Source organism: Frankia umida, assembly GCF_023242945.1.
Lineage (GTDB): Bacteria > Actinomycetota > Actinomycetes > Frankiales > Frankiaceae > Frankia > Frankia umida.
Genome location: NZ_JALKFT010000003.1, coordinates 176,965 through 189,612 on the forward strand (window position 1 = coordinate 176,965; position 12,648 = coordinate 189,612).

The following is a 12,648-nucleotide window of genomic DNA, read 5'->3' on the forward strand; positions in this document are numbered from 1 at the left end:
CTGCCGTCATTGGCATAGGCCCGCCGCCGCGGGGGAGTCTGAAAAGGACTCACGGTCGGGAGGACTGCATGGGCGACGGCAGACAGCGAGACGAGCTCGGCGCGGCGTTCGCGAACGACGCGCGTCGGATCTGGGAGGTGGCCGAACCGATTCACGCGGTCATCTACTTCCATCCGGCGGTGGCCCGGTTCGGCGCGGAGGCCGGCTGTCACGGATTCTGGATGAGCTATGTCGGGATGCGGGCGGCGCCGCTCGGCGCGGCCTCGGCCGCGGCGATCACCGCGACCTTCTACACGTTCGCCCCCCGGCGGATCGCCAGGTCCGTGCCGGATGTCTGGGCCTACTCGTCGCCGGCGCGGCTGCTCGACGCCCGCCTGGCGGCCATGGACGACGTCCTACGCGATCTGTGGGGGCTGGAGGCGACCGGGGCGGCGGTGCGCCGCGCGGCGGAGCTCGCGGGCCGGGCTGCCGCCGCCGCGGTGACCGCGGGCCGGCCGATGGCGGCCGCGAACGCCGCGCTGCCCATCCCCGGTGAGCCGCATCTGGCGTTGTGGCAGGCGCTGACCGTCCTGCGTGAGCATCGTGGGGACGGGCATCTCGCCGCTCTGGTGCGCTCCGAGGTCGGGCCGTGCGAGGCGCTCGTGCTCGCCTCGGCGACGGGACGCAGCCCCGCCGAACAGTCGCGGATGTCGCGTGGTTGGAGCGAAGGGGAATGGGCCGCCGCGGTGCGCGGCCTGGCCGGCCGCGGCTGGCTGCATCCGGATGGCTCGCTGACCTCGCTCGGCGCCCAGGCCAGCGCCGAGATCGAGAACGTGACCGACCTGCTCGCCGCCGGACCGTACCGGGTGCTGACCCGGCCGGAACGCGACGAGTTGTACGAGACCCTCTACGGGCTAGCCGAGCGGGTCGCCGTCGGTGGCGGATTCACCTGGCCCAACCCGATCGGGCTGGACTGGCCGCCGCCGTCGGCGCTGTCGGTCGAACGGCTGCGTCAGCCCGCGGAACTGGGCTCCACCGACGGGTAGCCGTAACCGCCGGGGTACGGCTCGCCGCTGGCGTCCGGCTGGTCATGATCCCCCTGGTCATGGTCCCCGCGGCCCGCGACCGCACCATCGGCGAGCTGGCCGACCCCGGCACCGTCGCTGAACGCGGCGGTGCCGAACGCGCCGGGGCCGGGTGGCAGGGCGGCCCCGAGGTCGGGCGGGTCGAGTTCGGCGGGGTCGAGGTCGTCCGGCGTCAGGTTGGTGTCGTCGACCTCGCCGTGCATCTTCGACCCGTTCAGCACGACCGGGATCTCCAGGTCACCGACGACATGCTCGACGTAGAACGCCCGGGCGCCGATGAGCCACAGCGCGAACCCCGGGTCGAGCCGCGGCAGCAGGTCAGCGGCGACATCGGTGAGGCCCAGCGCCTCCTGGGTGTCGGAGATCTGGTCGGAGGCCTGCTTGTACAGGATGCGGATCGCGGTCTCGGCGAGCAGACCCTTGGCGATCTCCACCGAGTCGGGGGAGGCGGAGAGCAGGTCGGAGATGCGGTGCGCGACGATCGCGTTCGCGCATCCCCACTGGCGGGCGAGCTTCTGCTGGGCGGACAGCCGGCGCACAAGCCCGGCGAAGCGCATCAGCCGCCAGCACTCGTCGTAGACGACGTAACGCTGCACGCCGTCCTGGCGCATCAGCGCCGCTTCCATCCAGGCCTGCGCACAGGTCATGATCAGCGCGAGCATCTCGTCGCTGCCCTGGACCCGCTCCAGGTTGAGCACCGCGATCGGCCGGTCGAAGTCCAACGGGGACGTCGTCGGCCCGTCGAACAGACCGCCGAGCGCGCCATGGGTGAGCCGGCGCAGGGTGAGGGTGGCATCCCGGGAGGCGTCGCGCAGTTCGATGGCGGTCATCGGCAGGTCGACGCAGTCCGCGTCGGTGGGGTCGGTCATCGCCTCGAGGACGTGGGGCAGCAGCGGGGTGGCCCAGCGTTCGGGGTCGGCGCCGGTGATCTGCCGGGTGACGACGTCGAGTGCGAGGTCGACGGCGGTGTGCTCGGCCGGGGTCAGCGGCACGCCCTTCGCCGTCTCGATCAGCGACGACAGCAGCGCGGACCGGGCTCGTTTGACCTCACGGGCCCAGTCGGCGTCGGCGATGCCACGCGGTCGCGGCGGGGCGTCCAACGGGTTGAGTCGGGTCGACATGCCGGGGCCGATGTAGGTGGGTTCGCAGCCGAGCCGGCGGGCGAGCCGGGTGTACTCGCCCTTGGGATCACAGGGCACCGCCGCCTGGTAGCCGAACGCCGCACCCCGCGAGATCAGCGTCTTGAGCAGCGCCGACTTGCGGGAACCGACCGCGCCGAACACGGCGAAGTTCGGGTTCTCGATGACCTGCTGGCGGTAGAGCTCGAACACGTCGAAGTCGAACGAGTTGCCCGACCAGACATGCCGGCCGATGTACATCCCGGGAGCGTCGAGCCCCGAGTCGACGACGAACGGGTAGATGCCGGCGATCTGCGCTGTCGTCTCCATGTGCGCGGGCAACCGCAGCTTGTGGTAGTTACGCCCGGCGAACTGGCCCATGATGCGCGGTGGCTGGGCGCCGCGGCGCAGCGCCGACTGGGCCCGGCGCATCGCCGCCTTCTCCGCGGCGGCCGCGGCCTTCTCCGCCCGACGGCCGCGGCGCGGCGCTGCCTGCTGCCCTCGAGCTGAGCCGCGTGGACGGCGCGGGCCGCCACCCAGGTCGACGAAGCCCTCGGCGTCTCGTCCCGGATCGTGGGAGGCGGCCTCGTAGGCCGCCATCTGGTAGCCGTCGGGGTCGAGGTCGTCGAGGTCGATCACGTCATCCGCGTCGCCGTCCCAGTACTCGTCATCGTCCGCATACTGGTCGCCGGCACCGACACCGGCGCCGGCGCCGTACCCGTCCGGGCCGTCGAGGGGGATGCGGTTGTCGTGCGCTGGGCTCATGCCACTCCTACTGCCAGCGGTAGCGCGCCGACGCTGAAGCCCTGGTCCTGCTCGCCGACGAGGCGCACCATCTCCAGGCGGCTGCGGGAAGCCAGGGTCTCGGCCTCGCCACAGGCGTCGGCGAGACCATCAAGGTCGTCGGCGGAGACCGTGACGAACCCGTGGAAGCGGAACGCGCCGAAACCGGCGATCAGCTCCTGCTCGCGACGTTCGACCTCATCGGCTTCGGCCACATCCCGCTGGGTCGTGACCTTGCCGACCTTGTCTCGCATCTGCTGCTCACCGAGGTGAGCCATCCGTCGACGGTTCACCGACTTCTCCGCCTTACGCCCGGGGAGCGGCTCCACGATCAGTGACACGGTACGCCGACAGGTGGTCTCCATCAGCAGCGGGGCGAGGAACGCCGCCGGCGACGGAACACGCGGCCACCCGTTGATCCAGTACGTGGTGTGGTAACCGGAGTCGGTGCGGTAGTGATCCCAGGCGGTGACCGTGCGGACCGGCCCGGCGACGGCCGGGTCGATGCCGGACGCGAGGCCCTTGAGCCCGCCGGCGAGGTCGGTGCTCGCACCACCCCGGGCGTCGATCATCTCGATCGAGTACGGATCGTAGGTGGTGCGAATGACAGCGGCGAGTGCCCGTGGCGGCAGCCAGCCCACCGTGCTGATGGACGCGCGGGCCAGCGCCGCCTCCATCGTGCGCAGCTCACCGAGCAGGACGGCACAGGCAGCCTGATCCCCGCCGCCGGCCCGCTGAATGGCACGGCGGGCGTCCTTGGCGCGCAACTGGAACGACAGGTAGGTCTCGTGCCGCTGGGCGACCGGCCCGGCCGCGTCGATCACCTGCTGGTAGGCGTTGGCGACCCACGAGTCGTCGTGGTGACCGCGGACCCGCCAGTGCCGCTGCAACTGGTCACCGGAGTCGGGCAGGGTCCGTTCCAGCCACTGGATGCGCGAGAGCCGACCGCCACCGGCGGTGAGCCCGGCGAGCAGCTCACCCCAGGCATCGACCCGGGCCTGCTGATCCCCGGACTCCAACAACGCGAACTGGCTGCCCCGCACCTGCAGCACCGCGGTGTAGGTCTGCCGCTTCGCATCCTTGACGATGGCGACGTAGCGCCCACCGCCCACGGGCACGGACAGCATCACCAGGGAGGACAGCGGCCCGGGAAGGACCGTACGACTGAGCTGGTCGTCCTCGGAACCGAGCCGGAAGAACGCGCCGCGGAACACCGATTCGCCCGTCACCTTCTGCATCGTGAAGCCGAAAAGAATCGGCACCCACTGGTCGAGGTTACGATCCTCCACCCGGACGAACGCGACGAACAGCAGGGCCAGTGAGAGCAGTACCCAGACCGGAACGAAGATGAGCGGTGAGCGTAGCGCGCCGAGAACGCACAGCATCACGACGATCATCAGGCCGAGCTGCGGCCAGCGCATGCCGAGCATGACGCCGCCGCGCTCGAGCGGCCCGAAGCGGTAACTGCGTTCCGAGACCATCGACTACCTCACTTGCTCCTTCGCCGCTCGCCACCGCATTGTTCCGGCCGGCGCTCCGGCCCATGTTCCCGCCTGTGCCCGGACCTGTGCCCGGACCGGTGCTCCGGGCTGTCTACCTGCCCACGTGCGAGCCTGTGTTCGGGGCCTGTTCACTTGCCGCCGGTGCGGGTCGGTGGTGTGGGCGCGCCAACTCTGGGCGCCCGGGACGCGGCGGGGGCCGCCGGACGCGCCGTGGTGGTCGCCGGGCTGGCACCGCGGGTCGCGGCCACCCGGGTGGTCGTCCCCGCGGAACGCGCCGCAGCCCCGGAGCCTCCGCCGGTGCGGGCGGCCACCCCGGCCCCCGCTCGGGCGGGCTGCCGTGTGGTGGCGGCACTGCCCGCGATCGCGGGCCGGCCGCCACCGCCGCCGGTCCTGACCGCCGCCGGGCTGCCGGTCCGCGGCCGTCCGGCGTTGCCTCGCACGCTGGCCGTGGCCGTGCCGGGACGTACCGGCGCACCCAGCGCCGATCCACCGACGCCCCGACCGCTGCGCAGGGCCGCCGGCCGGGCAAGCCCTGGCTGCGTGCCGATGCCACCACCGATGCCACCGGCGAGGCCACCGCCATCGCCGAGCATTCCCCGGTTGCGGGTCTGCAGGCGGGCGCCGATACCGCGGAAGGTCTCCCGCGACGACGAACCAAGCAGCGCCCCCGCACCCTGACCGAAGGACGCCGCACTACGCCGACCGGCCGAGCCGACCGCACGCATGAGGTGCACGTCGGCGAAGCCCATCAGGTGCATGAGGACGAACGGCGCGAACACCGCGGCGATCATCACAACCGTGCCACTGAGGATCGTCAGTGTCTGGTCAACCAGTGATCCGGTGGAGTCGCTCGCCATCCCCGCGCCCAGCGCGAAAATCGCGTAGATGACGGGCTTGGCGAAGATCAGTGCCAGGAGCATCTCGGTGGCCCGCTTGATCCACCCGCTGGTGGACATCGTCGGCTGCCCGGCCAGGTAAAGCGGGATGAACACCGCCATCACAATGATGGCGACCTTGCGGATGTAGAGCACGACGAACAGGGCGAAGGAGAACATCGCCACCAGCAGGGACAACACGAGATCAAGCGCGAAGTTGCCCTGTTCCGGCAGCGCCCGCAGCTGGGTCACCAGGTCGTTGCCCAGCGGTTTTCCGTCGCCGAAGGCTTCCGCCATCCCGTCGGCCGCGGTCAGGATCATCTGAAGCAACGCGAGCGCGATGAAGGACCCGATGAGCGCCGTACCGGTCGATGCCGCCGCTCGGGTGAAAAGATGCGGGTCACCCCGGACCGCACCCATGATGCACGCACACAGGAACAGGCCCGTGACGACCAGCACCGCAATCCCGAACGCAATGTTGTAGTTCTTTACAACATAATCCGCGCTGAGATTGATCGACGTCTTCTGTGCGGCAAAGCTGAACACGGCACTGGAGAGATCTGCCGCCATCCCACAGAACGCCTGCCCCATAGAATCAAAGTAGGCTTCCACACTCCCCGTGATCGCACTCTTAATGGTGCCGAGAGGATGGAACGGGAGGGCTTGAACATGGGTGTCGTCGATCACTGTCCAGCTCCCACCAGGATGAAGTCACGGAAACTCTCGGCTGTCCGCTCAGTGATAGCCGGGGTCCAAGGGCCATCTTTTGCGTCTTTTAGCTTCCAGTCCCCCGAATCCCATACGACTTGACAGTCGTCTGTTCCCCAGCCCTCGCGTGGGGCCAGGTTTGGGTCGGAGCTGTTGTAAATTCCAAACCCGACGATTCCCCACAGTCTGATGTTCGCAGTGTTCTCGTTGTACGAGGTTACGCTGTAGCCTGTAACTCTTCCGACCCAGTTCACGGCGGGAGACTGGAGGGAATTTACTTTGAGATATTCTGCGTTTCTTTTATCGATCTCGAGTACCGTGCTTGCAAGTCTTTCTCCGTCGCTCGGAGTCGAGATCGATCGAAACATGTCGTGGACTCGCGTGGGAGTACGATTGGCTGGAATTCCGTAAGCTCGATCGTAGTTCGCACATGCGCTGACCGCACCCGCTTCCGAGCGCGGATATCCGACAGGAATATCGAACTCGTTAGTGCGAGTGGGAAGTCCCGGAATCTGGCTGGCGCCGTCGGCTGGCTGTTCCGGCTTGCCCGCAGACGGCTGAGGACTCGGAACAAGTGCCGCGGTTGGCGAGGTTACCCCGGGGGCGGTTGATGCCGGCGACGGTTGTACTGAGGCGGTGTCAGGAGACTTGGGGTTGTACGGGAGGCCGTAGCGGCCGATCACGACACCGGCGAGTGCGCTCAACGCGCTTGCGGTTACGACGATGATGATCAGCCGCCTGGCCACGATTTCGGCTACGCCCGGCAACGCCCACTCCCCTTCCACGACGGCAGGACCATCATCGCAATGTCCGCCCGCGGATACCCGGGGATCCGGTCAGAACAGCGTTGACGCTGAGGCATGGACCACGCCGGGGTCAGCGGCAGCGGAGACTTCGACGGCGGGTGGGCGCAGGTCACCGATGTTGGGCTCTGGTGCGGTGGCCGTTGCGCCGGTGACCAGGAAGAAGTTGATGAAGGCGGCGGCGGCGCCGACGAGGAATGCCAGGCCGAAGCCCGCGATGACCCCGCTCTTTCCGACAGACGAGGCGCGCTCGAGGCCCATCCGCTCGCCGAGTGCCCAGGCGATACCGCCTAGCAACACGGCCGCAACAGCGGCGATGACCGCATAGGCGGCCAGGCCGTTGACCAGGTCTTTCAGCGCGTTGATGCCAGGCGCTTTCGAGTCATCCGGCTTCACCTCAACGGCGAGGTAGACGGTCGCCTTGACGTAGGCGGCGTCGTGGATCATCGCGGTTCCTTTCTCGCGGGCAGGTCTCCGCCCGGACGATCCGGTCCGGCGATCCGCGAGGGGGCCGTGGGTGACCGTAGGTCGCCGAATGATACGCCCATCGGTGCCCCGTGATCCTCGGTAGTGGTCGGTACGCCGCTGGTGGGGTCAGTCTGCGCACGCTTCGTGATCAGGTCGACGGTGCCAGGTGAGGGTGTGCCCGGCTTCCGGCCCACTGCTTTCGGTGTTCCTACCTCGGCTTTTGCCAGGATGAAGAGGTTTTCGATGGTGGCCGCCGCAAGGCGCAGGTATGCACGCCGGGTCCGTCGCCGTAGCCGCGGGATTCGGACGGGTGTGTGCCGGCTCGGGTCCAACCGCGGGTCGTAGGGAATCCGCACCAGGGCGTCGACCTGGCGTCCGAGTCGAGCGGCGCCGGCCCGGGTGCGCGGCGACGGGCGTCCTCGGCGAGGTGCGACAACGGCGGCGACGACCAGCGGCCCGACCCCGGCCGGACGGTCACCGGCACTTTCCCGGAACGCGCGCAGCCGCATCACGGTCGCCTCGAGGTCCGCGGCCGTGGCAAGGGTGACGAGCACCACAAGGTCGGCCGCCTGTACGGCGACGTCGGTGAGGGGCGCGTCGGTCGGAGCATCGACGAGGACCAGCGGATACGAGTGCGCGAGCATGCCCAACGTCGAACGCAGACCGCCGGCGGTCACGGTCGGCTCGTCGGAGTCATGCACGACGGGCAGGGCCGCGGACGTCCCGGTGCCCCCCGGCAGTTCCCGGGCGAGATGGCCGGCGTCGCGTCGCATGGGCAGCACGTCGAGGTCCCGGGCGCTGCCCGAACGCTGCCCGCCGATCAGCAGCCGCAGTTCGGCGGGCGACCCGTCCCCGATCTGGTGGCGGATGACATCGGCGACCGTCGTCGTCCCCGCGGAGCCGACGCGGCTGGTCAGCGGATCGCCGCGCGGTTCGTCCTCCTCGGTGGACGCGGCCGCCGCGCTCGCGGTGCCAGCCGGGCCGGGGCCGGGGCCGAGGTCGGGTTCGCCCGGCCACAGGTCGACCGCGAGAACAGGCTGGGCGCGCATGCCGGCGAGGGTCAGGCCTATCACGCCGGCCAGGGTCGTCGTTCCCGAGTACGGAAACAGCGAGGTCACGGCGATCCGCCACGACCCGGGCAGCGGAAGACGGGAGCGATCCCGGATGGACAGCCGTACCGGGACTTCGTCCTGCGGCTCCGGCACCGGACCGGTGGCTTGCGGTCCGGACGGCTCCGAGACCGGCAGATGACGCGAGCCGGGCCGATGCTTCGGCGTCGGCGCGCTCGTCTCACCGTGGTTCGTGGTCTCGGGAATCACGCCGTGTGCGGGCCCGACGGAGCTCGCGGCACCCATCGGGCCAGCGGCCTCGGGCGCCACGGTGCTCGCCGGCTCCACAGCGGTGTCCGCGGTGAGGCCAGCCTCTGCCTCGGTCGGCCCCATGGGCGCGGGTGGTTCGGCGTCGACAGGCCGCGGTCGGACGGGCGGGGCGTAACCAGGCGGCTGCGCGCTGGCGGGCGGTGGACCCACGACGGGGGTGACGGTCGGTGGTGTCACCGTGGGTGGTGGTGCCGGTGGGGCCGGACGGGCCGGCTGTTCGACGGGCAGCGATCCGCTCGTCGGGTGGACAGCCGGCGGCAGATCGGCGTCAACCGGCGGTGGACCGACCAGGGGTGGACCCGCCAGGGGTGGGCCGATCAGCGGCGGATCGAGCAGCGAGGGGACGGCCGGCGGCGGATCGAGCAGCGAGGGGACGGCCGGCGGCGGATCGACCAGCGAGGGGGCGGTCGGCTGGGGACCGGCCGGCGGGATGGGGGCGGAGCGGGGCGGGGCCGACGCGCGCGGTGGACGGCTGCGTCGCGGGGTGCTGCCAGTGCCGGTGCCCGAGGTCGATCTGTCCTGCCCGGAGCGTGCGGACGCATCGGTGCCGGAGGGTCGGGGAGGGCGGTCGGCATCCGGCTGGGCGCGGGGGGCGACCGCGGAGGGGCGCCCGGCCCGCCGCCCCCGGCCACTCCGGGAGCGACCACCCTCCGTTACTCCTGGTGTCGCTGCGCGGTCGGACGTGATGTCCGTTTCGGTTGCGCTGTCCGCACCCGGGTCATCGGCCGATGTCGCATCATCGAGGTGGAATGCCTCGTTTTGCCATGCCTCGTCGGCTGGCTGGGCCGGGTCAGGCTCGGTCCGCCGTCGATGGCGCCGGCGGCCGGTACGTGCGTGGGGAAGCAGATCGGCGTCATCGACACCGACTGTGACATCCATCCCGTATGGGTCATCGGGGTCGGATGCCCGCTGGTTGCGGGAGGCCGCGGACGGGAGGCGGGCTCCGATGAGGGAAACCGGTCGTGCATCGCCTTCCTCGCCGTGCGGTGCCTGTGGCACTTCGCTCACGCGCCGTCGCCCTCCCGGCTCTCTCATGGTTAGCTAGTGCCAGTTACCGTTACTTACTGTTACTTATCTTGGACTGTGGTCGGATCGATGTAACACGAGCTGTTCGAGTATGACAAGCTCAGGTTGAGGCTATCCAGGACATGTGGGTCGGTGTAACTTCCGGAACCGGACAGTCGTAAGCCCAACGGTCCGAACGGCCCGGATGGGCGGCCGGCTCGTCCGTCGACGTTCGGTCACCGAGGTCGGTCCACCTCGGCTTGGCCATCGCGGTCACGCAATGCAGTCAAGTGTGTCGATCATGCCGCAGATGGTGCCGGTGGCGCGCGGGTTTCGGTGAAGAGCGAGCACGGTGAGAAGAGCAGGCACGGTGAAGGGAGCATCGGTGGCGCAGGACGGCTACTCGATGACGGCGCGTCCGTCGTCCAGCCGCGCCGGGCTGCCGGCTGGTACGGCCCCGCCGCTGCGTGGCACGCCTGCCGGGAGTTCGCCGTCGCGCTCGGCGGCAGGTGGCGCGGGCGGTGGCGGCCTGGCGGCCGGTCTTGGCGCCTCAGCGGTGACCACTCCCGCGCCGGCCGCGACGATGTCCGCGTTGCCGACGGCCCCGCCACCGGTGCGGCCGTCGGACGATGACGACGTCCTCACCGTGGACGAGCTGGTCGCCTGGCTGCGGTTGTCCGAAAGCACGGTGCTCAAGCTGTTGTCCGAACGCGCGATCCCGGCCCGCAAGGTCGGCCACCAGTGGCGGGTGCGCCGCGGTCGGGTCCGGGACTGGCTGGACGGACGCGAATAGCCCAGCATGTCGACGATCCCCCGCGGCGCTGACCCTCGCCGCCCAGCACCGCCCGCCGGATCAGCCTGGCCGGGCAACCCCACCGCGCGGGGCGGGTCGGCGCGGCCGCGTGCGGTAGGACTCGCCGGGTCGACACCCGCGGTGCTGCTGGTGCTGGTGGCACTGCTGCTGGGGCTGTGCGGCTGCGGGTCGTTCGGGTCGGGCGGTCTCCCCGCGCCGAAGCCGGCGACGACCACCGGTCCGCCGCCGGGGGCGAGCCAGGCACCTGGCCCACCGCTGGCCACGGCCACCGCGGGCGCCGCCCCCGCCGTCCCGGGCGGCCCGGTCGACCGGGCCGATCCGGCCGCGGTCGCCGCCGACTGTTTCACCCGCTGGCAGTCGTTCGACGCCCGCACCGACAGCGGGCCAGGCGCCGGCGTCGACCGGGCCCACGACTGCCTCACCGCCGACTTCGCGGCCACCCTCGGCGCCGGCGGCACCGGCGGGGCGGACGCCGACGCCGAGGCCTGGCAGGACCTGCGCGCCGCCGGTGTCCATTCGCAGATCAGCGTGCTGGCGACCACGCCGCTGGGCGGGATCGACACCACGGCGACCGGCCGGGTCGTGCTGCAGCTCAACGTCCGCCGGCAGACCGTGACCGGCGACCAGCCGGCGGTCGTCGCTGTCTCCACCCCCGCCGTGACCCTGCTCCGTCAGCAGGACGGCACGTGGCTCGTCGCCGGGGCGGATCTCGCGAGCGTCGCCGGCGACGCACCGGGGCGGTGAGCCGCGGATGGCCCGCAGGTTCCCGCAGACCCGCCCCCGGCTGGCGGTCTGGGCAGGTATCGGTGCGGCGATGGTCGTCGGCGGGATCATCCTGCTGGCCTCGATGCTGATCCTCGCGCTCGCCGGGCCGTTCATCGGCCATCACAACGGCAACACCGCGATCACGAACTCCAAGGGCATCCCCGAGGAGTACCTCCAGATGATCACGGACGCGGCGAACGCGGCGGGGTGTGACGAGGTGACACCGGCCCTGCTGGCCGCGCAGCTACAGCAGGAGTCCGGGTTCGATCCACAGGCCCGCTCGCCGGTCGGTGCGATGGGGATCGCCCAGTTCATGCCCGGCACCTGGGCCAGCCACGGCCAGGGCGACGTCTGGAACCCGGCCGATGCGATCCCCGCCGCCGCCCGCTACGACTGCGCGGTGGCGGCGAGCGTCACGGCGGTGCCCGGTGACGGCCAGGAGAAGATGCTCGCCGCCTACAACGCCGGTGCCGGCGCGGTGCTCGCCTACGCCGGTATCCCGCCGTACACCGAGACCCGCAACTATGTGCGGACGATCCTGGCGCAGGCCCAGGTCTACGGTGATTCGATCGAGGACGGCGTGTCCGTGCCGATCGGCTCGCTCGAACCGGTGCTCGCCTTCATGGCCGCCCAGGTGGGCAAGCCGTACGTGTGGGGTGCGGTCGGGCCGGACACCTGGGACTGCTCCTCGCTCGTCCAGGCCGCCTACCGCACGATCGGTGTCCAGCTGCCGCGGGTGACCACCGACCAGCTGGCCTACGGCCCGCAGGTCGCCGGAGTCGACCCGCAGCCCGGCGACCTGCTGTTCACGCCCGGAACCGACGGGACGGCCGACGCGCCCGGTCACGTCGGTATGTACATCGGCGATGGGCTGGTCATCGCCGCGAAGGGAGCCCGGTGGGGAGTGGTCGAATCCGACATCTCCTCGTGGACGGGAACCGTCGCGGTGACCCGTCCACTCGCCAAGGACCTCGGCTGATATCCGCGCGGTCAGGCGAAGTTGCCCACGAAATCCGACAGGCCGGCGCCGACGCCCCCGAGGAAGGCGACGATGCTGCGGACGAGATCCGCGGCACTGGCGGGGGAAGTGACCAGGAAGAAGAGAACGAAGAGTCCAATTCCCCACTGGAACAGAACTTTGCTCATGCGGGACCTCGCAGCACAGCTAGCCGGTACGGCCGGACACCGACGTCGGCCTATCACCGACAGCATTTATCTACTCACCTTGAGTAGTTGCTGCAAGCGGAACCGCCGTGCACTCAGCGCCACGCTCGTTGCCTCTGTGTCCTTCACCCCGGTCGGGTGACCGAATCGGGGCGATATGAACATCCGGCCGTGATCCCGACGCGAAATCGGCGACAGGA

The 12,648-nt window shown here is 70.5% G+C and carries 11 protein-coding genes; 4 read left to right on the forward strand and 7 right to left on the reverse strand.

Annotated features, from left to right (window positions below; genetic code table 11):
• The first annotated feature begins 68 nt into the window (after positions 1–68).
• Positions 69–1,025 (forward strand): SCO6745 family protein, encoded by a 957-nt coding sequence (locus MXD59_RS04585; protein ID WP_163549495.1) that lies wholly within the window; start codon positions 69–71, stop codon positions 1,023–1,025.
• Here MXD59_RS04585 and MXD59_RS04590 read toward each other — a convergent pair.
• The 6 genes from MXD59_RS04590 to MXD59_RS04610 all read right to left on the reverse strand — a co-directional run bounded on the left by MXD59_RS04590 (position 992) and on the right by MXD59_RS04610 (position 8,439).
• Positions 992–2,947, reverse strand: coding sequence for a putative type IV secretion/conjugal transfer ATPase (locus MXD59_RS04590; protein WP_372511909.1), 1,956 nt, complete (start codon positions 2,945–2,947; stop codon positions 992–994). The two genes, MXD59_RS04585 and MXD59_RS04590, sit on opposite strands and share 34 nt — an antisense overlap.
• Positions 2,944–4,446, reverse strand: a complete 1,503-nt coding sequence (locus MXD59_RS04595; RefSeq protein ID WP_163549494.1) for an SCO6880 family protein — start codon at positions 4,444–4,446, stop codon at positions 2,944–2,946. The genes MXD59_RS04590 and MXD59_RS04595 overlap by 4 nt, the downstream gene beginning before the upstream one ends.
• Positions 4,447–4,595: 149 nt before the next feature.
• Positions 4,596–5,912: a hypothetical protein gene (locus tag MXD59_RS04600; protein ID WP_248823560.1), complete on the reverse strand. Its 1,317-nt coding sequence runs from the start codon at positions 5,910–5,912 to the stop codon at positions 4,596–4,598.
• 113 nt (positions 5,913–6,025) lie between these two features.
• A complete protein-coding gene (locus tag MXD59_RS27715; RefSeq protein ID WP_504858335.1) occupies positions 6,026–6,835 on the reverse strand; it encodes a DUF8175 domain-containg protein in 810 nt (269 codons plus the stop codon).
• 51 nt (positions 6,836–6,886) lie between these two features.
• Positions 6,887–7,300 carry a DUF6112 family protein gene (locus MXD59_RS04605; RefSeq protein WP_248815751.1) on the reverse strand — a complete coding sequence of 138 codons (414 nt, stop codon included), beginning with the start codon at positions 7,298–7,300 and terminating at the stop codon, positions 6,887–6,889.
• On the reverse strand, positions 7,297–8,439 hold the full coding sequence (locus MXD59_RS04610) for a MinD/ParA family ATP-binding protein (RefSeq protein ID WP_248823669.1): 1,143 nt from the start codon (positions 8,437–8,439) through the stop codon (positions 7,297–7,299). The genes MXD59_RS04605 and MXD59_RS04610 overlap by 4 nt, the downstream gene beginning before the upstream one ends.
• Before the next feature lie 1,636 nt (positions 8,440–10,075).
• Here MXD59_RS04610 and MXD59_RS26840 point away from each other — a divergent pair.
• From MXD59_RS26840 to MXD59_RS04625, 3 genes are read left to right on the forward strand one after another with little or no spacing between them, the layout of a single operon-like run.
• A complete protein-coding gene (locus tag MXD59_RS26840) occupies positions 10,076–10,498 on the forward strand; it encodes a helix-turn-helix domain-containing protein (RefSeq protein ID WP_248823561.1) in 423 nt (140 codons plus the stop codon).
• A gap of 6 nt (positions 10,499–10,504) precedes the next feature.
• Complete coding sequence (locus MXD59_RS04620) at positions 10,505–11,263, forward strand: hypothetical protein (protein ID WP_248823562.1); 759 nt, start codon at positions 10,505–10,507, stop codon at positions 11,261–11,263.
• Between the two features lie 7 nt (positions 11,264–11,270).
• Positions 11,271–12,263 (forward strand): NlpC/P60 family protein, encoded by a 993-nt coding sequence (locus tag MXD59_RS04625; RefSeq protein WP_248823563.1) that lies wholly within the window; start codon positions 11,271–11,273, stop codon positions 12,261–12,263.
• Positions 12,264–12,274: 11 nt separating this feature from the next.
• On the opposite strand, the gene MXD59_RS04630 is transcribed toward MXD59_RS04625, so the two are convergent.
• Positions 12,275–12,430, reverse strand: a complete 156-nt coding sequence (locus MXD59_RS04630; RefSeq protein ID WP_175084912.1) for a hypothetical protein — start codon at positions 12,428–12,430, stop codon at positions 12,275–12,277.
• Positions 12,431–12,648: the final 218 nt, after the last annotated feature.